Raw genomic sequence first — 22,595 nt, forward strand, 5'->3', positions numbered from 1 at the left:
CAGAATATACATTTTGTATGTTAATTGGTCAGTCGTAGTTTTTTTAACACCGTGCCGATGTGGGCCCCGGCTTCAATCGGGGGTGTCCCTCCTTTATGGATATTGGAGATGACTGTTCGCTGCGATTCAACTGTTCCTTTGCGGGGGCGGTAGCACATGTAGGCGCTCATTGACTGTGCCGAGACCAGTCCCGGCCGCTCCCCGATCAGGAGCACAAAAACGTCCGGCTGGAGGATTTCGCCGATGTGGTCCATACACGCCACCCGACCGCCGCGGACAAAAAACGGCGTGCCCCACTGCAGCCCGTACGCTTTTAGCGAATCCAGCAAAGCGGGAAACACATCGCGCAAATTGGCGTCGACCGCGTTGGCGCTCAAACCGTCGGATACGACGATCTGCACTTGCGGCCTTTGCTTGCACTTCTGTTTGATCGTCGAGACGCCTTCGTCCGTGATGATTCGGCCCATATCCGGCCGCTTCAAGTAGTTTTCCGTATTTTGAAAGCAGGTTTCCACGGTAAACAGCTGAAATTCGTCCAGAGTGCTTTGACTCACCTCGCCGTAGACCGCATCTACAGCGGCGGCGTGATCGCGGCGAAAGCGAAGCACCTCCTTGGTCAGCGGGCGCGTTCCGGCCCGCCACACTCCGATGCGGGCGGGCGTGCTGACCAAAAGCTCGCGAAGCCCCTCCCCCCACTTGGGCTGGGGAACGGCTATTTCGGCTTCCTCTCGATCGCTGTGCTCTCCTTGCGTGACGTCCTCGCTTTTTGCCTTTCCGCGCTTTCGTTCCAGCTCCGCCAACACCTTATCCACCAACACATCAAGCACAAGCTCTTCTTTCATCGGGCCGCCCCCTTCACATGAAAATCGTCGGATCGCCGGCGATCGGCGTCAACTTCCCGCGCTCCATGAGCCCCATCTTCTCCAGCCACTGTTCAAATGCCGGCGCCGGACGCAGTCCCTGCAGCTCCCGAAGTGTGGCGATGTCATGGTAGCTGGTAGATTGGTAGTTTAACATGCAGTCATCCGCCATCGGCACGCCGATCAGGTAATGCACCCCGGCGGCCGCCAGCAGTACGGCGAGATTGTCCATATCGTTTTGATCTGCCTTGATGTGGTTGGTGTAACAAACGTCTACACCCATCGGCAGCCCTTGCAGCTTGCCCATGAAGTGATCCTCCAGGCCGGCGCGGATGACCTGTTTGCTGTCGTAGAGATACTCGGGTCCGATGAATCCGACTACGGTATTGACGATGAACGGGCGGTACTTTTTGGCCAAGCCGTAGCAGCGCGACTCCAGTGTCACCTGGTCGATCCCGAAGTGGGCGTCCGAGGACAGCTCCGATCCCTGCCCGGTTTCAAAATACCAGCAGTTGGGCCCGGTCGACGTGCCCTCCCTTCGGATCAGCTCGTCTGCTTCGTCCAGCAGTTCGACGCTGATGCCGAAGGCCGTATTGCCCTGCTGCGTTCCCGCCAGGCTCTGGAAAATCATATCGGCAGGCGCTCCCTGGCGGATCGCCCGCATCTGGGTCGTGACGTGGGCCAAGACGCAGTTTTGCGTGGGAACCTGCCATTTGTCCATCACTTCTTTGGTCGCCTGCAGGATATTTTTGACGCTGTCGGTGGTGTCGATCACCGGATTGACTCCAATCACCGCATCGCCGATCCCGTAACTGAGCGCCTCGTACAGCGAAGCGATAATCCCGGGAATGCTGTCGGTCGGATGGTTGGGCTGTGCCCGGCCGGCCAGCACCCCCTTCTGCCCGATCGTGATGTTGCAATGGGTGATAACCTCTACTTTGGCCGCAGCTTGAATCAGATCGAGATTGGACATCAGCTTGGCGACGGCGGCGACCATTTCGCTGGACAAACCGCGGCTGATCCGTTTTAAGTCATCTGCGCCCACATCGGAGCGGAGGATGTACTCCCGCAGCTCGGCGAACGACCAATTTTTGATCTGACTGTAGATCTTTTCGTTTATCCCGGCTTCAATCACCCGGGAGACGTCATCCTCTTCCGGGGGCAGAAGCGGATTGTTTCGGATGTCCGCAAGTGTCAGATCGGCGAGGACCTGCTTCGCCGCCACCCTCTCCCGCATGTCGGCGGCGGCGATGCCGGCAAGCTGATCCCCTGACTTCTCTTCATTCGCCTTGGCCATGACCTCTTTGAGGTCGCGAAACTGGTACGTCTGTCCCAGCACGTTTGTCTTTAATCTCATTGGCTCCCCTCCTTTGCGGCTTCGTGAAACGCGAGCGTTTTGATCACGACGGGAATCATCGTTCCGGCGATCGGCTCGCCCAGGTCGATGTAGTCCCCGTACTCCACCCGCACCTGGTCGATGCAGATCACGCGCGGCCGGTTTTTGCAGCGGATCGTGAGCGACTGCCCCAGCGCTTTGGCCATATCGTTTTCACAGATGACGGCCATGATGCCGCTCTGTGGAAATGCTGACGAAAACTGGGCGGACAGCTCGTCTGCCAGCAGCTGCAGTTCGGCGTACGAACAGTACCCCATGCCGGTGATCGCCAGTGCAAACGGCGGCGATACCGTCGGGTCGAACAGCCGGCGGCCCAGCTCCATCACTTGCCCGATCTCCGCTTTTACCGCGGCTGCGGTCAGTTGCCGGCCGCCCGTTTCCAGCTTGAGCACGGGCACGTTTCGCAGCGGCAAGAGCGAGGCGTCGATGTGGACGGTAGAGCCGCTGATCTCCGTACTCTGCATGCCGGCTCCGATGACCGTGGCCCGTACCGTCTGTTCCGCCGGGAGGACGCGAAACGGGCAGTGCCGGCTCTCCTCTGCAAGCGCGTGAGCCAAGAGCGGCCCGAAATCTCCGTACTTCGCTGTTTCTTCCAGGTTCGTCGGCGCAGGTTCGCCGATGAGCTGCCCGATTCCGCCGGAGATCATGACCTCGTCGATCTCTGGAACCTCCGCAAGCGGCTGCCCCAACAGCAGCCCGGCAGCCGCTCCCCGCTCCTTGCCGGCCAAATAGGACAACAGGCAGCGGCTAAGCTGGCGGGCGATCTCCTGCAGCAAAGCGTAGCTGACCTGCTGCCCCGGCACGATCCGAAAGCCGCGTTCCCGAAGCCAGGGCTGAAGCGCCGGTGCAATGTAGTGAATCACGCCTGCCTGATCGAGGCGAACGAGCCGTCCGCCGATGTGGAAGGTGACCGTCCCGATCGCTTTGCCGCGCTGAAACAAGGCTGTGTTGGCAGTCCCCCCGCCGACGTCGATGTTGGCGATTACGCCATGTATGTTCCGGGAACGGGCTTGGGCCCCCGAACCCATGCCGGCCAAAACTCCCTCCAGGTCAGCCCCTGCCGTAGCGACGACGAAGTCGCCGGAACGCTCGGCCAAAAAATGCACGATCTCCTGCGCATTTTGTTTGGTCGCCGTCTCGCCGGTGATGATCACTGCTCCCGACTTGACTTCGGAGAGTGTGAGCCCGGCCCGCTTGTACTCTTCTTGCAGGATTCGGGAGACCCGGTCCACGTCGATCTCGTCGCTCGTTTTTAAGGGGGTGCTGTAAATCGCGCCGGCATAGATCAACTCCCGCTCGACGATCTGGTATCTGGGCAGGGAAAAGTGGCTGGACATGCGGGCCAGCCGCAGCCTGCTGACGATAAATTTGGTCGTGCTCGTCCCCAAATCGATGCCGACACTGGTAATCCACTGTTCCTCCACGTCTTACTCCTCCCCAAAAGCACGTTCTCTAATCGGCATCCCCTGCCAGGCCCAGGTCCTGCAGCAGCCTGGCCCGCAGTTCGTCAATCCCTTTGCCTGCATACGCCGAAGTGACAAAGATATCCCCTTCCGGCAGCGATTCCCGCAAGAGCGATTTCGCCCGCTCCACATTCGCCTTGGGATGATCCGCTTTGGTGATGACTCCAATCGGGCGAAGCGGAAACCCTTGAGCAAAACCCGGGGGAAAATAATTCCGCTCCCGCGCGGCGTCCTGGACCATCACCAACACGCCCGATTCCAGTGCAGTCGCCATCAACGAGCGGTAGTACATCGGATTTTCGCTGTACTCTCCCGGCGTGTCGATCACCCAGTCCCGGTACTCCAATGCCTGCGTCTTGCGCGCCGGCTGCCGGTCGGCAAACAGCGCCTGCACCAGAGACGTTTTTCCGGCGCCGACCGCACCGATGATCATCGCCCGGCCCATGGCTAAGACCTCGTCAGCAGCGCCGTGGCAAAGCGCAGCTTTTCGCTGAGAAATCCGTTTACCGCAGTGATGGCCATCTCGACTGCGGCTACCTCGCCTGTGATCACCAGCGATCCGGTAAACCGGTCGAGAAAGCCCAGCTCGACGTCAGCCGCTTTGGTCGCGATGTCGGCAGCGATAATCGACGTCTCCGTCGGGGTCAACGTGAGAATGCCGATCGCACCCGCTTCTTTCAGTCCGAGCTTGGTGTAGAGAACCGGATCCGGGTTGGCGATGACGTGGGCCAGCGTCACCTGTTTTCCGGGCACATACTCCTGGATCACCCTCTGCCTTTCCTCATCCATCCAAAAACCTCCCTCTGCCTGTCTGCTTCGCTTTATGGCCGCCATCGACCAAAAAAGGTGACTTGGTGCAGAACCTCCTGCGTCCAAGGCACCTGAGCCTTCGGGTTGATTACTTCCGAAAATTTAGAATCTTTTAACCAATGATAAAACGATTGCAACGAAATTGCAACCGCTTTTCCATCATTTGCCCCGTTCAATGGGACGCCGTTTTCTCATCGCGCTGTTCGGTGTGCTCGGACTCCTCAGGCTCGTCCTGAACGGCAAAGCGGAACAACCCGGGGAAAATCCGCGGCAAATCAAGCATAAAGTACGTCAAGATTGCGGCGATCAGACCGATGACGAACAGTTTGGAACTGAGCACCAGACCGAGGGCTGCCGCTACCCAGAGGCCGGCGGCAGTCGTCAATCCGCGGATCTGTCCGTGATCCTTGATAATCGCCCCCGCACCGAGAAAACCGACGCCGGCGACGACTTGTGCCGCTACGCGCCCGGGATCTCCGACCAATCCCGCAGCGTTCAAGAGATGCGACTGAAAACCGTGAATGGAGGCAATCCCGAACAGACAGCTTCCGAAACAAACCAGAGAATAGGTGCGAATACCCGCAGCTTTTGTCTGATTCCGCGACTTGTAGTACCGCTCCCGCTCCAACCCGATGACCGCGCCGACGACGATCGCCGCCGCCATCCTGACTAAAATCCCTAGCAGAACCCAACCATCTTCAACCCCTAGAAATTCCCAGAAGCTTTCCATTGTGCACACGGCACCTCCACTGCTGCTTTATTTTCTGCAATAAGTACCTGGTACGTTTGTGATAATGCCATCCACTCCTGCTCCGACGGCGCGGGCAAAGTCATCCGGATGATTCACCGTATAGACCAAGACCCGCAGCCCCTCGCGATGGGCCGATGCGATCAGCTCGGACGTCGCCAGATGATGCCAGACGTGGAGGGATTGAACCGGATAAGGCAAAGAACGCACATACGCGATCGGGTCGTAGAGCACGGCCTCATATAAAAGGCCCAGCGGCAGCTCGCTGTCCGCCTGGTGCACTTGTGCCAGTACGCGATGATCGAAAGAAGAGATGACGAGAGCGAGCTTCTGCTTCCAGGACCGAAGCGTCTCTGCCAACGCTTCGGCAAAACGCGGATAAAACACGGGGCCGTTTTTCAGTTCAATATTGACAATCGCCCCCGCCGGACAAAGCTCGAGCACTTCTTCCAGCGCCGGCACTTTTTCCTGGGCAAAACGGCTGTCAAACCACGAACCTGCATCCAGCTTGGCCAGCTCGGCCAGCGTTTTCTTTCCCGCCAGCCCGGTGCCGTTGGTCGTTCTCTCCAACGTATGGTCGTGGATGACGGCGAGCCTGCCATCACGGGTAAGGTGGACGTCCAGCTCAATACCGTCAGCCCCCTGCTCAAAGCCGAGGCGAAACGCAGCCAGCGTATTCTCCGGCGCGTGGGCGGAAGCGCCGCGATGCGCCAGTATCAATGGAAGCGAGCGCATCTTTCTCCCCCCTATTCGATTAATACGAGGTCTTCTTCCTTGACCGACAAAAGCACAGAATCGCCTTCGCCAAGCTCGTCTGACGCCTGGTCGTTGAGCAGGTCCACATAGAGCTCGGCCTCCTCTACCCTGCATTGCAGCCGAATGATGCTGCCGTGCAGTTTGATCGCCGCGATCCGCCCCTCCAGCAAATTGCCTGTCTTCCGCCCCTCTGCCAGCTTTATGCTCTCCGGACGGATGCCGACCGTAACCGGCCCGGGCGAAACCGGATGGGCCGTGTGCAGCACATTTGAGCCAAAACGAATCGTTCCGCCTGCTTCTGCCGTCGCTGACAAAAAATTGAACGTTCCGATAAATTCGGCCGCAAAACGGTTAACAGGATTGCGGTAGACCTGGTAAGGAGTGTCCAATTGGATGATCCTGCCCGCATCCATGACGGCAATCCGATCGGACAAGGCCAGCGCTTCATCCTGATCATGGGTCACAAAGATCGTCGTAACGCCCAGATCGCGCTGCAGCTCTTTGAGCAGATCCCGCAGCGACTCGCGAATTTTGGCATCCAGCGCACTGAGCGGCTCATCCAGCAGCAGCACCTGCGGCTCGACTGCCAGGGCACGGGCCAGCGCCACCCGCTGCTGCTGGCCGCCCGAGAGTTGATCGGGCAGCTTGCGCTCCTGTCCGGCCAAGCCGACACGCTCGACCAATTCCATCGCCCTCTGTCTTGCCCTTCCCTTCGGCACCCGTTTCATCTCCAGGCCAAACATGATGTTTTCGAGAGCTGACAGATTGGGGAACAGCGCGTAGGATTGAAATACCATGCCGATGTTCCGTTCGCTCGCCGGGATGGCGGTCACGTCCTTGCCGGCGATCCTGACTTTGCCGCGGTCTGCCTCCTCCAACCCGGCCACAATCCTCAGCGTCGTCGTCTTGCCGCATCCGGAAGGGCCGAGCAATGTGAGAAACTCTCCTTTTTCAATCGACAGGGTGAGATCCTTGACGACTTGATTTTGTTTGTAGTATTTGTCAAGGTTAGATAATTCGACATATCCCATGTTTACCCCTCCTTTGCTCCGCCCGAGAACCCTGTGGCATCCGCCTTTTTATGAAATACCCGCTCCATCAGCCAAAGCAGAACAAGCGAGGCCAGGCTGACGATGACGAAGTAGAGTACGACCATCGCGCTGGACAGGTGGCCGTCCTTGTGGGAGGCCTTCTCCAGGATCACCTGCAGCGTAGGAAATTGTCCGCCGACCAGCATGTTGGCGAGGACAAACTCGCCGAGTGCCACCGAAAAGGTCAGGATGCTGCCGTTGATCACTCCCGGCAGGATGTTGGGCAGGAGGATCCGCGTAAAAATCTTGCGCATCGGCGCCCCCAGCGTCTGGGCCGCTTCGACCAGACGTTTGCCGTCAAGCGCTGTGACGCTGTTGACCACCGCATTGTACATGTAAGGAAGGCAGACGATCATATAGGCGAACAGCAAAATCCAGAAGGTTCCGGCAATCGGCAGAATTCCTGAGGAGTACAGCTGGATCAACCCGACGGCAAGGATCACTCCCGGAAAGGCAAAAGGCAACAGCGCCAACGTCCGCAGCACTCCCTGAAGGCGCGGAAAGAACAGACTGACCAGCAGCACGGCTGGCACGAAAATGATCAGATTGCACAGTACGGTCGCTCCCGCCACCAGGAGCGACCGGCCGATCGCCAGCAGCACGGCAGAGTCGGTAAACATCTGCAGATACCATTTGACGGTATAGGTCTCCGGCAGCACGGTAGCGTCCCACTTGTCCGCCAGCGAAAAGAGCAACGTGCCGATGATCGGCAGCCCCAGGTAGAGCAAGACCACCAGGTAAATCGCGGCAACAAACGCTTTACGGCTCATCCTCTCCCCCCTCTGTAGCGGTTCAGCATCATCCGATTCAGCCAGATGCCGGCGATCATGATGACGGCCAGCACCATCGCCACCGCGCTGGCCAGCTCCGGCTCGTAGCTGACTTCGCCCGCGATCAGCCGCGACAGGCGGAGCGGCAGGATATTGAAGATGCCGGTGGTCAGCGCGTAGGCCGTCGCGTAGGCGCCGATGGCATTGGCGAACAGAATGCCAAATGTCCCGGCCAACGCCGGCGCGATTACGGGAATCCCCACCCGCCTCCAGAACTGCGCCGGTTTTGCCCCGAGGATGAATGCCGCTTCCTCCCATTCCCGCTTGATGCCGTAAAAGGCAGGCACCATCAGCAGCGTGGCCAGGGGAATCTGGAAGTAGACGTAAGCCAGCGACAGGCCGACAATGCCATACAGGGTAAAGCCTGCGCCATACAGGTCCAGGCCGAACAGCTTGGCAAACAGGATCGTCACCATTCCGTTGCTGCCCATGATGACGATAAAGGCGAACGCCAGCGGAACTCCGGCGAAATTCACCGTAATGCTGACGAACGTGGTCATCCACTTGTGGGCCCGCTTGCCGCTGCGAAACATCGCGTAGGCGGCAAGGGTGCCGATCAAAAGCCCAAGCAAGGTAGAAAAGACAGACAGGGACAGGCTGTTCTGCAGCGATTGCAGATAAAATTTGCTAAACAGCGCCTTTTCGTAATGTTCGAGCGTAAAGCCCCCCTCCCTGCCGGAAAAGCTGCTGGCAAGGAGGCGCAGGGCGGGCAAGATTTCAAACGCGGCCAATACGAGCAGAGCGGGCAGCATGACGGCAGCGTACATCCACAGTTGCTTTCGTTTCATTGCTACTTCTGCTCCGGCAGTACCTGTTCTTCCCACAGGGCGGGAATGGCTTTGGAGGCTGTCTCATCCCACTTGGCGTAATCCTTGATCGTCTTCGAAGCCGTATAGGCGGAATCAGGCAGGAGCTTCTTGGCTACTTCGTCCGGCAGCTTGACGTTTCGGATCGGGCGGGCGAACCCTTTGGCGTAGGCGATCTGAGCTTCGTCGCTGAACAGAAAATCGTTGAACGCCTTGGCTGCGTACGGATGGGGAGCGTATTTGTTGATCACGGCGACATACGGGATGGTCACCGAACCGTCAGTCGGAATGACGACCGTCAGCTCATCCATGTGCAGCTGGTCTTTCCAGTTTAGCGAGTTGAAATCCCAGATAATCCCAACAGCGATTTCCCCTTTTTGAACGTTGGCGATATTCACCTCCAGCGGCTTGTAGTTGCCAGCTTGAAACAGCTCCTTAAAGAAATCGATGCCCGGCTGGATATTCGCCTCGTCTCCGCCCCGGGAGAAGGCGGCTGCCAGTACGCCCGCTTTCGCCTGTGCGGAGCGCATCGGATCGTCGATCGACACCTTTCCTTTATATTCCGGCTTTAACAGGTCGGCGAAGCTCTTCGGCACATTCGTCACCTTCTTGGTGTTGACGATAAACGAGATGGAGCCGGTATACTCCGAGCACCAGTAGCCCTCGGGATCTTTGGCCCAGTCAGGGATTTCTCCCCAGTACTTGTTTTTGTGCGCTGTCAAGATGCTGCGGCTTTTTCCGGTCGGGCCGAACGTGATTCCCACATCCCCTACATCGGCGACCGGCTTATCTTTCTCCGCCTCAAACTTGGCCAGTTCCTCTGCACTGGACATATCCGTATCCGTGTGAGTAATCCCGTATTTTTCCGTAAAGGTCTTCCAGATCTCTTCGTAGTTTGCCCACGTATCCGGCATTCCGTAGCTGACGATCGCCCCTTCCGCCTTGATCTTCTCCGCCAACTGGTCAGGTGACAACTCGGCGTAATCGGCGGCCGGCTCCGCCGGTGCGGCCGACGGACCTCCTTTCCCCTCCGTTGAACTGGACGTGCCGCCTCCGCAGGCCGAGAGCAATCCTATCGAACTGACCAACAGCGCTGCGAACAACCTTTTCGCTGCCGAAATTCCCATCTTCGCTTCCCCCTTTTTCCGCCTGATGGCCTATGAACAACCCTTTATGCCAAGATATTCGCAAGCAGTCCGGCTCATTCATCGCGGGGAAGCTGATTTCCGCAGACAGGAAAAATCTGCTTGTTGTGGAATAAACATTGGTAAAGTCGGTCTCGGGTATTCGTAAACATGGGGGGTGACATTGATGGGGAAAGAGATTCACCGTCAACAGGTTAGCCGTGTCCTGCTTTCAAGTGTGGGCCTGTTGACGCTGATCGCATTATTTGCAGCATGTTTTATCCTAAAAGGAAAGTACTCTCCAGAGAATGAAGTGAAGCTTGCCATTGAAAACGTAAGAAATGGAAACGACGAAGGTGTTTCACTTACACAGGAGGAGATTTCACTCATTCGCTCTTTTGACGAATTTGCAGTTGGCCGCCACCTCGCATTGCCTGGTGTTCGGGTGCATCAAGCGGCAAGCGATAACGATCAAGTTCAGGTAGTGGCGTGGTTGGAGACGATCGATTACAGTGAGGATAATCAAATTCGCGGTGTGTATGCGGGATCTCTGTTGGTTATATTGCACAGGACGTCCCTGTTTTCATGGGAAATAAGCAAGGTAGAAGAATTACAGCCCATGGAACAGAAAAAGGAATAAAAAAAGAGAGCCGTTGCTCCCTCCCAAATAACGTTTTTGCTTCGGCAAGGAAATGCGGCGCCTGCTAACCTGTTTCTTTGGCCAAGGCGATCAAGTAGACGGTGTTTCCTTCCTGATTGAGCTGTTCCTCCGCTTGGCGCAGTTTTTCCAACTGCTCCGGCGTCAGAGCGGCAATCGGCAATTGATCCAGATGATTGTGCTTATCCATTGCGTTCCTCCATTTTACTGCTTGCCTTTAGACTATTATGTCCCGCGTTTGGCATGCTATGATTAAATGCCTGCGGCAAAATATAGGAACATTGCGATGTTGAAGGAGGACGGAACTTGGTCGTGTAAACCCGGGGATCTCTGGGCTGTTTACTCCTTTTGCACCTCATGAACGTATATTTTATCGAGCAATAAGCTGACATCCGTTTCGACTGACTCTAGGCGAAGGGAAAATCGATCCTGGCGGCGCTCTAGACGGTCAAAAGCCGTATTCGCCTCATTCCTGAATTCCTTCAATTCAATCTCAAGTGAATCCATTCGAGCCTCAAGTGAATCCATGCGAGCCTCAAGTGAACCCATGCGCACCTCAAGTGAATCCATACGCACCTCAAGCGAATCCATGCGAGCTTCAAGTGAGCTCATTCGAGCTTCAAGCGAATCCATTCGAGCCTCAAGCGAATCCATTCGAGCCTCAAGCGAATCCAGGCGCTTTTCCATCGAATCCAAACGGGTTTCAATCCTGTCCAAGCGACTTTCAAGCGAATCAAATCTTTTGTCAAATCTTGATAGCGCTTCGAGCACCAAAGTGGCCAATTGATCTCCGCTCATCCATCATAGCCTCCCGTTCGGAATCTTTACTATCATCCTACCACCCCTTAGGGCTTTGGACAAACAAAAAAGGCCAGCTTTGGTTCTTCGTCGATTGATGCAGATGAAGCGTTTCTCACCACTTTTTCCGGTTGCTTTAGCCCATGCAGAAAAACAATCCTGAAGCTGCCCAGTTACTTTTTTCGACAAATTGTTTGAATAGACTGTATTTTTTCACGTGAAACATTTTTTAGCGGCTGTGTGAAACATGACCGGAGTTCACCTTTGTACGGCGAAACAAAAAATTCCGTCCGGAAAGCTGTCAAAGCATCTTCCCGGATGGTTATTGCGCCGTTTCCGCTTGCTCTTAAAACAGTTTCAGTTTGGCGATGCGCTGCACGGCTTCCTGCAGGCGCTCCTCCGATGTCAGGAGAGCCGCCCGGACGAACCCTTCCCCGGTCGGACCAAATCCGACACCTGGCGCCATGACCACATGTGCTTTCTCCAAAAGCAGGTCAGCAAACGAAGCAGAATCCATCCCGCCCGGCGTGGGCAGCCAAACGAAAAAGGAACCCTGGGACATCTTGGCCTTCCAGCCGCTTTCCTCCAACGCGCCAAACAGGGCATTTCGCCGCCGTTCGTAAACGGCGACCAGTTCGCGTACGCTGTCTTGGGGACCGGTTAAAGCCTTGGCTGCGGCCATCTGCACCGCGCCAAACAGGCTGCAGAAATAATGGTCCTGAATCACATTGATCAGGCGAACCAACTCCCGGTTTCCCACCATCGCACCTACTCGCCATCCGGCCATGTTGTACGTCTTGGACAAGGTGTAAAATTCGACGCCTACCTCTTTCGCCCCGGGAACCTGCATGAAGCTGACGGGTTTCTTTCCATCAAAACTGATGGCCCCGTAGGCGAAGTCATGACAGATAACGATCTCATGACGCTTGGCAAACCGGATCGCCTCTTCAAAAAACGAAAACGGCGCATTGACTGCCGTAGGATTATTCGGATAGTTTAGGAACATCAGCTTTGCTTTTGCCAAATCCTCTGCCGACAGTTCCCTAAAGTCTGGCAGAAAGTCGTTTTCCTGGCGAAGCGGCATCATGGCCATCCGTCCGCCGCTGATCGCCACACCTGACCAATAATCCGGATAGCCGGGATCGGGTACCAGTGCGACGTCTCCCGGATCCAACAGAACCTGACATATTTCGACAAGTCCTGTTTTGCTGCCAAACAGGATAGCCACTTCTTCTTCCGGGTCGAGATCAACGTCAAACTCTTGTTTGTACCAATGAGCTACAGCCGCCTTTAATTCAAGCATGCCCTGAAACAGGGGGTATTTATGGTGAACAGGATCTGCCGCCTGCCGCTGAAGTTCTTCCACGATATGGGGCGGTGTCGGCAAATCGGGATTTCCTTGGCCCAAATTGATCACATCGTGTCCTTGTGCGACGATATTGCTGACTTTTGCCACGAGTGATGAAAAAAACTGTGTAGGTAAACGATCCATCATGGCAGCCGGTTGAATACGCATAAGCGGCCCTTCCTTTCGTCACGTTGAATGATGATATAAAGACCCCTTCTTCTTTTGGAAGAAGGGGTTGTTTCGCTTTCAGAGCGCAACCTTGTTTTTAATAGTAGCTACCCCGTTTTTTGCTGTCAATTCTTTTCTGCGGGAGGCTGTCTAAAAGGGAATTAGTTACTAGCCGTTTGGATCTGAATTTTTGAACCGTCTTTCAGCAGCGTTTGGCCGCGAACGACGATCTGGTCGCCTTTTGCGAGGCCGCTCTTGATCTCAATCCGATCGCTGTTTTCAGTCCCGGTCTGGACTTCCACTTTTTGAACGGTATCGCCATTCACTTTGTAGACAAACATCTTGCCTTCAGACTCGATGACGGCCTTGCGGGAAACGACAAGCGTATCGGCGTTTTGGCCTGCGACGTTCTCCAGGCTGACGTTGACCACCATGTCCGCCTTTAACTGGTTATCTGGGTTCGCAATCGAAATCTCGATCGGGTAAGCTTTCAATTGCTGATCCATTACCGGGCTGACAGCCGTTACCTGACCTGTCACCTCTTTTGATAAAGCCGTTACCTGGACGGTTGCCTTCGTTCCCACTTTGACATGATTGATTTCCGATTCCGCCAGATTTACTTTTACCTTCAGCGGATCCGTATCGACTAGCACAACTGTCGGCGCTTGGGGAGAAGCCATTTCTCCCACTGCCGCATTGACAGCAGACACATACCCGGAGATCGGGGCGGATACGGTGGCGTTAGCCAGCTGTTCCCTGGCATTTTCCAAAGTTACCCGCGCCTGGTCTACAGAAGCTTGCGAGACGCCTACCGAGGTCATCTTCTTGGCGCTTTCCAGGTTGCTTACGGCATTGTTGTAGGCGGTCTGGGCGTTCGTCAAAGCCGTCTCCGCTTGTTCCATCTGCTGTTTCGGAATCGCACCCTGTTGGAACAACTCGTTCATCCGCTGGTAGTTCAGTTTGGCGTCAGCCAGTGCCTGCTCCGACTGCTTCAAACCGTTTTCCGCCTGAGTCAGCCCCTGCGAGCTGCTTGATCCGCTTTGCGCCAAGTTGGCCGCAGCCAGTTTATACCCTGCTTCCGCCTGTTTGACGCTGTTGGACAGATCAGTCTTATCCAGGGTGAAGAGAACCTCTCCTTTGTTCACCTTTTGACCCAGCTTTACCGGGAGCGACTGGATTTTGCCGCCCACCTTGGGCGATACATTTACCATTTCATTCGGAGCCAGCTTACCGACAAAACCCGCCTGGTCATTTACTGTACCGGTATCGACGGTTTCTACTTGAACGGGAGTAGGCGCCTCTGGTTGTTCGGCTTCAGGCGCTCCGCCGCTGGGCGAGCAGCCCGCGATGACCATCCCAAGTGACATCGCAAGCAAAAAGCCTAGACGAAATCTATTTCGCTTCATACGTTTCTCCTCCTATTCCACATTCGACCCGATAGCAGCGGGCGAATCGGCTTTCTTACGTCTGCGCAGTCGGAACGAACGCAGCTTTTTCCCCCAGTCGTCAAACCACGTGTAAACCACCGGTACCAGCACAAGGGTGATCAGCGTCGAGAAGCTGAGACCAAAGGCGACGACAATCGCCATGGGAGCCTGCGATTCGTTTCCGGACCCTCCGCCGAAAGCCATCGGCAGGATCGCCAAAATGGTCGCCAGCGATGTCATCAGAATCGGGCGCAAACGAAGCGGCCCGGCCTGCAAAATCGCCTCTTTCAGTTCGAAGCCCTTTTTGCGCAGGTTGTTGACGTAGTCGATCAGAACAATCGCATTGTTGACGACGATCCCGACGAGCAGAATGTACCCGATCAGAGCCGTTACGCTGAGCGAAGTACCGGTAAGGAACAACCCGACTACCACACCGATCAGGGTCGGCGGGATCGAGAACATGATGATAAACGGACTGTACAGCGATTCGAACTGCCCGGCCATGACCATGTAAATCAAGGCAATCGACATGATGATGGCGAAGAACAGGCTGATAAACGACTTGGCCATGTCTTCCGATTGACCGCCAAACTGGATGCTGTACCCGTCCGGCAGGTTGATTTTGCCAAGCTTCATCGTAACGTCACGCACGACAGAGTTCAGATCTCGACCGGCAATATCGCTGCTGATCGTGACTTCGCGCGATTGGTTGGATCGGTTGATCTTCTGCGGTACCTCTTCGCGCTTGATCGAGGCGACCGAAGACAGCGGAATTTGTGCGCCGCTCGCGGTCGTAATCCGCAGGCGATCCAGGTAATTGCGCTCTTCCTGGTAATCTTTTGGCATCGTTACCCTGACGTCAATTTCATCATCGCCCGTACGGTATTTCGTCATCGTTGACCCCTGGAACGCCGTGCGGACATTGGAGAGGATTTGCGACGTCGTCAAGCCGTACAAACTCGCTTTTTCATGGTCGACAACGACCTGGAACTCCTCGACGCTGTCATCGAATGAGGAGGACACGTTACGCGTTCCCGGCACAGACTTGATCTCCTGTTCGATGATGCTGCTGATGTCCTTCAACACATCAAGGTCATCACCATGCAGAGTGACCTGTACAGGAGAGCCGCCGCCGCCCATTCCCTGATCGTCCTCTTTGACGACGATTTTTGCTCCAGGGATGTGGGCCACCTGTTTTCGCAGTTCTTCCACTACCTCAAGTGTTGAACGTTGCCGTTCCGTCTTCGGAACCAATTCGATGCTGATATTGCCCAAGTTGCCGCCGGTGGCTGACATGAATGAACCGCCGCTGCCGGAAGATGAATACAACAGTTTCAATTCAGGTATTTTTTGGGCAAATCCCTCTATCTCCTTCACGACTGCCGAAGTCTCTTCCAGCACCGTGCCGTTTGGCATGGTAACCGAAACCGAGATTCGTCCCTCGTCCTGTGCCGGGATAAATTCAGCTCCGACGAACGGGACAAGCGCTACGGCACCGACAAACATCGCCAGTGTGAGAACGAACACGGTTTTTCTATGTCCAAGCGCCCATTTCAACAGGCGTCCATATCCTCTCGCCAGCTTGTTAAAACCGATGTTGAACCATTTAAACGGGTTGAGTCCCCGATATCTGGCCGTGTGTTCCCCCTCTTCGTGGTCCGGGATCTTCTTGAGCCACAAAGAAGACAGCATCGGCACCAGCGTAATCGAAGCGACGAAGGCGGCAATGTGAGAGAACACGACTGTCAACGCCAGTGGCTTAAAGATCTGGGCTGCAAGTCCGTCGACGAACACGATCGGCAAGAAGACGCAAATCTGTGCCAAAGCCGAGGCTGCGACCGCATTGCCCACTTCCCGGGCCCCGAGTTTTGCCGACTCGAGCATTCCTTTCCCCGCCTGGCGGTGACGGAAGATGTTTTCCAAAATAACGACGGCAAAGTCAACGAGTGAACCCAAACCGAGCGTCAAACCAGACAGCGTAATCAGGTTGATGGTCTCGCCGGTAAAGTACATCAAACAGAAGGTTGCGATGATCGAGATGGGGATCACAATGGCTACGATGATGACGGACCGGACGCTGTTTAGGAACAGCATCAGGATAAGGATCGCGAACAATCCCCCGAACAGAGCGTGTTCTGCCAACGTGTAGATCGAGTCTTTAATGAATTGCGATGTATCCATGATCATCGTGACTTTCAGTCCATCTGGCAGATCCTTTTCCAGCTGGGCCAGTTCCTTTCTGACCCCGTCCACCACTTCGATGGTGTTTCCGCCAGAGGCCTTCAGGACCGAGATACCAACAGTCGATTCCCCATTCAGGTACGCTTCCTGGGTGACCTCCTTGTACGTATCGTTGACCTGGGCGACGTCTTTCAAGCGGATACTGCCGTTACCTACGCGAATCGGCGTATCTCCGATGGAATCGACGCTCTGGTACTCCCCTTGTACGCGGATGTTCAGTTTTGTCTCACCCTGGCGTACCGCTCCGGCTGAACCGGACTGGTTGGTCGCCCCCAACGCTTGTTGAATCTGATCGATCGTCAGACCGTAGGCGGCGATTTTCGACGGGTCGAGCACCACGTCGACCAGGCGGTCTTTCCCCCCGGTTACCATGACGGAGGCAACGCCGTCGACGCGCTCCAAGCGCGATTTGATCGTATTGTCGGCGATCGATTTCAATTTGACGGTGTCACTGTCACCCGTCAAACCCAACGTCACGATCGGCATGCTGTTCGGGTCGAACCGCAGGACTCGCGGTGATTTTGCCGAATCAGGCAAGGCCCCCCGAACCTGGTCAATCTTATCCCGAATGTCGAGCATCGCCTGGTCCATGTTGATTCCCCAATTAAATTGGACGATGACCTGCGAGGCTCCGCTCATTGTGACGGAATTGATTTTGTCTACGTTAGAAACGCTGCCTAGCGCTTCTTCTATCGGCTTCGTCACCAGCTTCTCTACCTCAGCGGGGGCTCCCCCTTCTACGCTGGTGACGACGACAGCGACCGGCAGATTTAGTTCCGGCATCAATTCTACTGCCAATCGCGGCAGCGAAACGAAGCCAAACATCAGCACGGCGATGGCCAGCATGAAGATGGTGACCGGTCGTCTGATCGACAAGTCAGACAAGTTCATCTCTACTCACTCCCTTTTTGCTCCTTCAATGTGTCTCGTCTAGCTATTAAATACGAATTGAGAATGTCAAGAGCATCGCTGATCTTGATTGCATCCTCATCGGTGATACCTTCAAACAGTTGGTGAACACAGTCATCGCTTAAAAACGGGACCTTCTTCTCCAACACTTCAGGGCGATCCGCCAGATAGACGCGCACGACACGCCGGTCATGCTCATCTTTTTGCCTGACGACGAGATGCTGCCGCTCTAACCTGTCGATGATGCCGGATGTCGTGCTGTAGGGCAACTCCGTCAGTTTGCTGAGCTCCCCGATCGTACGCGGGGAGTCTTTGATCATTTTCAACACGTACACCTGCAGTCTGGTTAATCCGCTATCCGCGAGAATGATCGTCAAAATGTCAAAAAACAGTTTGTTCGTCTGATTCAGTGTTTCGCTTAGTTTCACAATTTTATCCATCTCTTGCCTCCGCTACTATTTCAGCACATGAAATATTATGGCACAGAAGATATTTCGAGACAAGAAATAAATTCTTACGTTTTTATAAAGCAGGTAAGGACGTGCAGGGCGGTGATCTAACAATGTATTACGAACAAGTGGAAAAAAAATTTCCCTTTTCGGCAAAAAAAATAAAATGCAGTTTCACCACACGGATGAACTGCATTTGCTGACAGGGTTATCGCTGTTTTACCAGCATTCTGATGCCGTTCTTCGGCCGCAGCGTGACCAGCGGCTCGGTTTCAACCGGCGGATGGTCAGGAGCGAGCCGAAGCTGGAATCGCTGTGCCACGGTCGCGATGACGAGGGCCGCTTCCATCAGGGCGAAGTTGTTTCCGATGCAGATGCGCGGCCCCCCGCCAAACGGGAAAAAGGCAAACTGTGGGATTCGCTTGAGCAGGTCTCCCTCAAAGCGTTCGGGGATAAATTGGTCAGGCTGATCAAAATACTCCGGCTTGCGGTGCATGACGTATTGGCTCATCATGATCGTCTCGCCGGGTTCAAATTGATACTCTCCGATCTGGACCGGTTCCACGACCTCGCGGTTGATCGCCCAGGCAGCCGGATACAGCCGCAGAGACTCCCAGACGATGTTGTTGGTATAGGTCAGTTTCGGAATATCCTCTACAGTGGGAAGCCTGCCTTCCAGCACCGTGTCAAGCTCTTCCCACAAACGGCGCTCTACCTCCGGATGCTGGGACAAAAGGTACCAGGTCCACGACAGCGTGTTGGCCGTCGTCTCATGGCCGGCGATAAAGATGGTCATCACCTCGTCTCTGACCTGCTCGTCGCTCATCCCTGTTCCATCCTCTTCGTCCCGGGCGGCAAGCAGCATGGAGAGAAGGTCATGGCGGTCGGCAGCGTTTTCCCGGCGCCTTTCTTCTATTATCTTATAAATCGCTTTGTCCAAAGTTTCGTTGGCCTGCTGAAACTCGCGGTTGCTCTTCGTCGGCACCGAAGGGGGGATGTCGAGAATGGAACTGGCTTTTCGGCTGACGTAATGAAGCCCCACTTCAATCGCATGTCCGATCTCCTTGACGCTTTCATGTACATCTGTGCCGAACATGGTATTCGTAATGATCGCCAAGGTGAGCTCCATCATATCCTGGCTGATCATCCGCTCCTCCCCGTCCCGCCATAGATCGATCATCTTTTTGGCAAATTGGACCATGTCATCTCCATAAGAGGCGATGCGTTCTTTGCGAAAGGCCGGCTGGATCAGCCGCCGCTGCCGCAGATGCTTCTTGCCCTCACTGGTCAAGATCCCCTCCCCGACGACCGCTTTCGCTGTCTGCAGCCCCTTTGCCTTGTGAAAACTGGCCTGTTTGGTCATCAAAACTTCTTTTATGTAATCGGGGTTGTTGATTAGATACACATGACGTTTCGGGCCAAAACGGATGTGGGCCACGTCCCCGTACTCCTTCGCCGCCCGCTGCAGGAAAGCGAGCGGATCTTTGCGAAATTCCAACAGGTTGCCGGAGATAGGCAGCCCCTTCGGTCCGGAAATCAATGTTTTGACCATCGACAATCGCTCCTTTTTCGCTTTTCTTCCTCTAGTATCTATACCTTTTCCCCGTTTCATGTAAAAATGTTTCAGCACGCGGCCGAATAAAAAAAGCAAGCCCCAAAAAGTCCAATCTGGACTGGGGCTTGCCCTTCCTTGTATATAGACTATTGATGATCCCGGTAGTAGTCGCCGCTCTTTCCGCCTGTCTTGCTCACCAGATACGTGGGGCCGAGCACCATCGCTTTATCCATGGCTTTACACATGTCGTATACAGTCAAGACTACGGCGCTGGCACAGGTGAGCGCCTCCATCTCCACGCCGGTCTGCCCTGTCGTCTTCACCGTCGCTTCCACAGCCAGCGTCTCCTCGCCTTCAAAGCTGAATTGGATGTCGATTCCCGTAAGCGGCAGCGGGTGGCACATCGGGATGATCTCCGCCGTCTTTTTTGCCGCCATGACCCCCGCTACCTGGGCGACAGCCAATACGTCGCCTTTGCTGACGCTGCCTTCGCGAATGCGCCTAAGTGTTTCCCGGTTCATCGTGACCTGGCTTCGGGCAACTGCCGTCCGTGCTGTCACCGCTTTTTCTGATACATCTACCATCCTCGCCCGCTGCTGCTGGTTGAAATGGGTCAATTCATCTTTTGGATTCATCTGTGCCCGTCCTCCGATCCATTTTCTACTTACTCTTACCCTATCGGAGTATCTGGACAAAATCAACGCAAAAACTTATTCTGCTGCTCTTAGTTTTCGTTTCATTCTTGAAGCCAAAATTTCCAAGACGATCGCAAAAGCTAAGATGAAATACGTAATCACGCCAATTTCCCGCACGTCATAATAAAATGCGCTTGCCATAAACATATCAAACCCGATCCCGCCGGCACCGGCCGCCGCTCCCATGGCGACTGCAACGGCAAAGTTGATCTCAAACCGCATGAAGGTCCAAGAGATGATATACGTTATGGATGACGGGATGACGGCCTGGAAGACAATCTGCCACCAATTGGCGCCGCTTGCCTTGAGCGCTTCCACCACATCTTTGTCTAGCTCCTCGAAAGACTCGGAAAAAGCCTTAATCAAATATCCGACAGAATGAAAGGTCATACTAATAACAGCCGCAACACTCCCCAAACCGGCAGCTACCGCAAAAATCAAAACCCACAAAACCGTTGGAACACCCCTGATGAAAGCAACGATTCCTTTTATCATCACGGATACTGTGTTTGAGGATAGGTTTCGCGCAGCCAAAAGCCCTAGAAACAACGCGATAACGGCGCCGAACAATGTCGTCAGAAACGCAAGTCCGAGCGTAACGATGACTTGCTTAAGAGCTCCGGCAAACGTAAAGTGCTGAAAATGCGGCTCCAGAAACATCGTCTTGACCGTAACAAGCGAGTTATAAGCCGCTTCGAAAAGTTGGACGTCTTTATAATCGAAGCTGCTGAAGCCGTACAAGGTCAAAGCGATTAACGTGAACAGGGTGATTTGGATAACGAAGGAAGCCTTATTGAAGGGCTTCGTTCTGATCGGTTTGTTGTGAATCTGTCCAGCCTTGTTCCCGGCTTTATCATTGACGGCTCTGATCGATTCATTCCAATCCATTTACAAGATCACCCGCCTCACATAATTTGAGATGTACTCGATAATCAAAATAGCCGCGACGATGACGATCACTACCAAGCTGGCTGAGCTGTAATTCAAGCTTTTATAATACAAGCTGAACAAGAATCCGATTCCCGTCCCTGTCAAAATTCCGATGAGAGTCGCATGGCGGATGTTCGTTTCTACCATAAACAAAATCCAGCTGAGAAGCTGAGGCATGCTCGCAGGAATGACGGATTGAAAAATAATCGGAAAATAACCGGCTCCCGTAGCTCTTAAGGCTTCCACGGAACTTTGGCTTACTTCGTCAATCGATTCCATAAAAGCCCTTGTCAAAAAACCGAACGTCCCGAAAAACAGCGCAAAATATCCCGTTAAGACGTTTTGGCCAAACGAAAACAGCAATATCATGGACCATGCTGCAACATCGATGTTTCGGAACAAAGCTGCAATACCTCTGGCAAATGAGCTGAATATGCCGTTCACTCCAGTCGTATTGGAACCTAAAATCGCGCACAGCAGAGCAAACAAAGCAGCCACCGTTGTTGCCGCAATGGATACCAGCACCGTTTCAACAAGTGTTTTCAAGATATCAGGCAGCTTTGTCATGGCCTTCTCATTCGGATAAAAGTTGGTAACGGTCCATTCTGCCGCTTTCGGAATCGAGGTAAAGCCTTTGATCACATCATAATCCGTCACGATGATTGCACCCCAAGTCAAAAATATCAACACGGCGCAATACATGAGCGAGTTTCGTCTTTTCTTCGCAAAGAAATCATCCTGCATGTTGTCCTCCCTGCTCACCTGTGGTTTTCCCAAAATCGGGACCATAGATGCTTTGGAGCTCATATGTCTTGACTCCATCAGGTGTTCCGTCATACACGACTCTTCCTTTATTGACTCCGATAATTCGGTCCGAATATTTCAAAGCCACGTCCACTTGGTGCAAATTGATGATCACGGTAATTCCCATCGTGGACGAAATATTTTTAAGATGCTCCATAATCACCCTGGAGGCGTTCGGGTCCAAAGAAGCGATCGGTTCATCGCAGAGCAGCATCTTCGGGTTTTGGACCAAGGCTCTGGCAATCCCAACCCGCTGCTTTTGTCCGCCGCTTAGCTGGTCGCATCTTTTGTAAATGTGATCTTCCAAACCGAGAATCTGCAAAATACTGTAAGCCTGCTGCTTTTCTTCCTCGGTGTACAAGCCCAGAACGCCGGCCAGCGTGGACTTATAACCAAGCCGGCCGTGCAGAACGTTTTCAATCACGCTTAAACGGTTGACCAAATTGTAATGTTGAAAAATCATGCCGATTCGCGTGCGCAGCTTCTTTAACTCTTTTTTCCGCAAATCCAAGACATTGGCGCCATCGAATATAATCTCGCCGCTGCTCGCATCAATCATCCGGTTTATGCATCGAAGGAGAGTCGACTTGCCCGCCCCCGAAGGTCCGATGATCGAAACAAATTCTCCTTCTTGCACAGCGAAGCTAACTTCTGATAACGCCTTTGTACCGTGACCGTATTTCTTGGATACATGTTTACATTCCAGTAACGTTGTCATGGCAACCCCTG

The 22,595-nt window shown here is 54.4% G+C and carries 23 protein-coding genes; 1 reads left to right on the forward strand and 22 read right to left on the reverse strand.

The features are described 5' to 3' along the window. Positions 1-20: 20 nt before the first annotated feature. The 11 genes from eutC to ACI7RC_RS08640 form a co-directional block, all read right to left on the reverse strand. Positions 21-842 (reverse strand): ethanolamine ammonia-lyase subunit EutC, encoded by an 822-nt coding sequence (gene eutC / locus ACI7RC_RS08590; RefSeq protein WP_408107831.1) that lies wholly within the window; start codon positions 840-842, stop codon positions 21-23. 13 nt (positions 843-855) lie between these two features. Further along, positions 856-2,217: an ethanolamine ammonia-lyase subunit EutB gene (locus ACI7RC_RS08595; RefSeq protein WP_408107832.1), complete on the reverse strand. Its 1,362-nt coding sequence runs from the start codon at positions 2,215-2,217 to the stop codon at positions 856-858. Next, entirely contained in the window at positions 2,214-3,680 is a 1,467-nt protein-coding gene (locus tag ACI7RC_RS08600) for an ethanolamine ammonia-lyase reactivating factor EutA (protein ID WP_408107833.1), read from the reverse strand. Before ACI7RC_RS08600 ends, ACI7RC_RS08595 begins: the two co-directional genes overlap by 4 nt. A 28-nt stretch (positions 3,681-3,708) precedes the next feature. Then, entirely contained in the window at positions 3,709-4,164 is a 456-nt protein-coding gene (locus ACI7RC_RS08605; RefSeq protein ID WP_408107834.1) for a EutP/PduV family microcompartment system protein, read from the reverse strand. Positions 4,165-4,166: 2 nt separating this feature from the next. Beyond that, on the reverse strand, positions 4,167-4,508 hold the full coding sequence (gene eutS / locus ACI7RC_RS08610; protein WP_408107835.1) for an ethanolamine utilization microcompartment protein EutS: 342 nt from the start codon (positions 4,506-4,508) through the stop codon (positions 4,167-4,169). Between the two features lie 193 nt (positions 4,509-4,701). Next, entirely contained in the window at positions 4,702-5,259 is a 558-nt protein-coding gene (locus ACI7RC_RS08615; RefSeq protein WP_408107836.1) for an MgtC/SapB family protein, read from the reverse strand. A 27-nt stretch (positions 5,260-5,286) separates the two neighbouring features. Further along, a complete protein-coding gene (locus tag ACI7RC_RS08620) occupies positions 5,287-6,012 on the reverse strand; it encodes a glycerophosphodiester phosphodiesterase (RefSeq protein WP_408107837.1) in 726 nt (241 codons plus the stop codon). Positions 6,013-6,023: 11 nt separating this feature from the next. Further along, positions 6,024-7,064, reverse strand: coding sequence for an ABC transporter ATP-binding protein (locus tag ACI7RC_RS08625; RefSeq protein WP_408107838.1), 1,041 nt, complete (start codon positions 7,062-7,064; stop codon positions 6,024-6,026). A gap of 2 nt (positions 7,065-7,066) precedes the next feature. After that, complete coding sequence (locus tag ACI7RC_RS08630; protein ID WP_019122087.1) at positions 7,067-7,894, reverse strand: ABC transporter permease; 828 nt, start codon at positions 7,892-7,894, stop codon at positions 7,067-7,069. Continuing rightward, complete coding sequence (locus ACI7RC_RS08635; RefSeq protein WP_019122088.1) at positions 7,891-8,742, reverse strand: ABC transporter permease; 852 nt, start codon at positions 8,740-8,742, stop codon at positions 7,891-7,893. The genes ACI7RC_RS08630 and ACI7RC_RS08635 overlap by 4 nt, the downstream gene beginning before the upstream one ends. A gap of 2 nt (positions 8,743-8,744) precedes the next feature. Next, positions 8,745-9,887, reverse strand: coding sequence for an extracellular solute-binding protein (locus tag ACI7RC_RS08640; RefSeq protein ID WP_408107839.1), 1,143 nt, complete (start codon positions 9,885-9,887; stop codon positions 8,745-8,747). A gap of 184 nt (positions 9,888-10,071) precedes the next feature. Here ACI7RC_RS08640 and ACI7RC_RS08645 point away from each other — a divergent pair, with 184 nt between their 5' ends. Next, positions 10,072-10,524: a hypothetical protein gene (locus ACI7RC_RS08645; protein WP_408107840.1), complete on the forward strand. Its 453-nt coding sequence runs from the start codon at positions 10,072-10,074 to the stop codon at positions 10,522-10,524. Positions 10,525-10,588: 64 nt separating this feature from the next. Here the strand turns inward: ACI7RC_RS08645 and ACI7RC_RS08650 are convergent, their stop codons facing one another. The 11 genes from ACI7RC_RS08650 to phnC form a co-directional block, all read right to left on the reverse strand. After that, positions 10,589-10,732 carry a hypothetical protein gene (locus ACI7RC_RS08650; RefSeq protein WP_408107841.1) on the reverse strand — a complete coding sequence of 48 codons (144 nt, stop codon included), beginning with the start codon at positions 10,730-10,732 and terminating at the stop codon, positions 10,589-10,591. Positions 10,733-10,881: 149 nt separating this feature from the next. Continuing rightward, a complete protein-coding gene (locus ACI7RC_RS08655; protein WP_408107842.1) occupies positions 10,882-11,340 on the reverse strand; it encodes a hypothetical protein in 459 nt (152 codons plus the stop codon). A 346-nt stretch (positions 11,341-11,686) separates the two neighbouring features. Then, positions 11,687-12,856 (reverse strand): pyridoxal phosphate-dependent aminotransferase, encoded by a 1,170-nt coding sequence (locus ACI7RC_RS08660; RefSeq protein WP_408107843.1) that lies wholly within the window; start codon positions 12,854-12,856, stop codon positions 11,687-11,689. A 161-nt stretch (positions 12,857-13,017) separates the two neighbouring features. Then, entirely contained in the window at positions 13,018-14,262 is a 1,245-nt protein-coding gene (locus ACI7RC_RS08665) for an efflux RND transporter periplasmic adaptor subunit (protein WP_408107844.1), read from the reverse strand. A gap of 12 nt (positions 14,263-14,274) precedes the next feature. Next, positions 14,275-17,415 (reverse strand): efflux RND transporter permease subunit, encoded by a 3,141-nt coding sequence (locus ACI7RC_RS08670; RefSeq protein ID WP_408107845.1) that lies wholly within the window; start codon positions 17,413-17,415, stop codon positions 14,275-14,277. Between the two features lie 2 nt (positions 17,416-17,417). Beyond that, the gene (locus ACI7RC_RS08675; protein ID WP_408107846.1) at positions 17,418-17,873 is read right to left on the reverse strand and encodes a MarR family winged helix-turn-helix transcriptional regulator; all 456 of its coding nucleotides are present in this window, start codon (positions 17,871-17,873) and stop codon (positions 17,418-17,420) included. 217 nt (positions 17,874-18,090) lie between these two features. Continuing rightward, positions 18,091-19,434, reverse strand: a complete 1,344-nt coding sequence (locus ACI7RC_RS08680) for a cytochrome P450 (protein ID WP_408107847.1) — start codon at positions 19,432-19,434, stop codon at positions 18,091-18,093. 149 nt (positions 19,435-19,583) lie between these two features. Next, entirely contained in the window at positions 19,584-20,072 is a 489-nt protein-coding gene (moaC, locus tag ACI7RC_RS08685) for a cyclic pyranopterin monophosphate synthase MoaC (protein WP_408107848.1), read from the reverse strand. Positions 20,073-20,147: 75 nt separating this feature from the next. Next, complete coding sequence (locus ACI7RC_RS08690) at positions 20,148-21,020, reverse strand: PhnE/PtxC family ABC transporter permease (protein ID WP_408107849.1); 873 nt, start codon at positions 21,018-21,020, stop codon at positions 20,148-20,150. Next, positions 21,021-21,806, reverse strand: a complete 786-nt coding sequence (locus ACI7RC_RS08695) for a PhnE/PtxC family ABC transporter permease (RefSeq protein ID WP_408107850.1) — start codon at positions 21,804-21,806, stop codon at positions 21,021-21,023. It lies immediately after the preceding gene. Next, complete coding sequence (gene phnC / locus ACI7RC_RS08700; RefSeq protein ID WP_408107851.1) at positions 21,796-22,584, reverse strand: phosphonate ABC transporter ATP-binding protein; 789 nt, start codon at positions 22,582-22,584, stop codon at positions 21,796-21,798. The genes ACI7RC_RS08695 and phnC overlap by 11 nt, the downstream gene beginning before the upstream one ends. Positions 22,585-22,595: the final 11 nt, after the last annotated feature.

The sequence above is a fragment of the Brevibacillus sp. B_LB10_24 genome (genome assembly GCF_046036945.1).
GTDB lineage: Bacteria > Bacillota > Bacilli > Brevibacillales > Brevibacillaceae > Brevibacillus_C.

Coding starts and splice junctions, on each gene's coding strand:
- eutC (WP_408107831.1), bottom strand. CDS start 842: ATGAAAGAAGAGCTTGTGCTTGATGTGTTGGTGGATAAGGTGTTGGCG.
- ACI7RC_RS08595 (WP_408107832.1), bottom strand. CDS start 2,217: ATGAGATTAAAGACAAACGTGCTGGGACAGACGTACCAGTTTCGCGAC.
- ACI7RC_RS08605 (WP_408107834.1), bottom strand. CDS start 4,164: ATGGGCCGGGCGATGATCATCGGTGCGGTCGGCGCCGGAAAAACGTCT.
- eutS (WP_408107835.1), bottom strand. CDS start 4,508: ATGGATGAGGAAAGGCAGAGGGTGATCCAGGAGTATGTGCCCGGAAAA.
- ACI7RC_RS08615 (WP_408107836.1), bottom strand. CDS start 5,259: ATGGAAAGCTTCTGGGAATTTCTAGGGGTTGAAGATGGTTGGGTTCTG.
- ACI7RC_RS08620 (WP_408107837.1), bottom strand. CDS start 6,012: ATGCGCTCGCTTCCATTGATACTGGCGCATCGCGGCGCTTCCGCCCAC.
- ACI7RC_RS08625 (WP_408107838.1), bottom strand. CDS start 7,064: ATGGGATATGTCGAATTATCTAACCTTGACAAATACTACAAACAAAAT.
- ACI7RC_RS08630 (WP_019122087.1), bottom strand. CDS start 7,894: ATGAGCCGTAAAGCGTTTGTTGCCGCGATTTACCTGGTGGTCTTGCTC.
- ACI7RC_RS08635 (WP_019122088.1), bottom strand. CDS start 8,742: ATGAAACGAAAGCAACTGTGGATGTACGCTGCCGTCATGCTGCCCGCT.
- ACI7RC_RS08640 (WP_408107839.1), bottom strand. CDS start 9,887: ATGGGAATTTCGGCAGCGAAAAGGTTGTTCGCAGCGCTGTTGGTCAGT.
- ACI7RC_RS08645 (WP_408107840.1), top strand. CDS start 10,072: ATGGGGAAAGAGATTCACCGTCAACAGGTTAGCCGTGTCCTGCTTTCA.
- ACI7RC_RS08650 (WP_408107841.1), bottom strand. CDS start 10,732: ATGGATAAGCACAATCATCTGGATCAATTGCCGATTGCCGCTCTGACG.
- ACI7RC_RS08655 (WP_408107842.1), bottom strand. CDS start 11,340: ATGAGCGGAGATCAATTGGCCACTTTGGTGCTCGAAGCGCTATCAAGA.
- ACI7RC_RS08660 (WP_408107843.1), bottom strand. CDS start 12,856: ATGCGTATTCAACCGGCTGCCATGATGGATCGTTTACCTACACAGTTT.
- ACI7RC_RS08665 (WP_408107844.1), bottom strand. CDS start 14,262: ATGAAGCGAAATAGATTTCGTCTAGGCTTTTTGCTTGCGATGTCACTT.
- ACI7RC_RS08670 (WP_408107845.1), bottom strand. CDS start 17,415: ATGAACTTGTCTGACTTGTCGATCAGACGACCGGTCACCATCTTCATG.
- ACI7RC_RS08675 (WP_408107846.1), bottom strand. CDS start 17,873: ATGGATAAAATTGTGAAACTAAGCGAAACACTGAATCAGACGAACAAA.
- ACI7RC_RS08680 (WP_408107847.1), bottom strand. CDS start 19,434: ATGGTCAAAACATTGATTTCCGGACCGAAGGGGCTGCCTATCTCCGGC.
- moaC (WP_408107848.1), bottom strand. CDS start 20,072: ATGAATCCAAAAGATGAATTGACCCATTTCAACCAGCAGCAGCGGGCG.
- ACI7RC_RS08690 (WP_408107849.1), bottom strand. CDS start 21,020: ATGGATTGGAATGAATCGATCAGAGCCGTCAATGATAAAGCCGGGAAC.
- ACI7RC_RS08695 (WP_408107850.1), bottom strand. CDS start 21,806: ATGCAGGATGATTTCTTTGCGAAGAAAAGACGAAACTCGCTCATGTAT.
- phnC (WP_408107851.1), bottom strand. CDS start 22,584: ATGACAACGTTACTGGAATGTAAACATGTATCCAAGAAATACGGTCAC.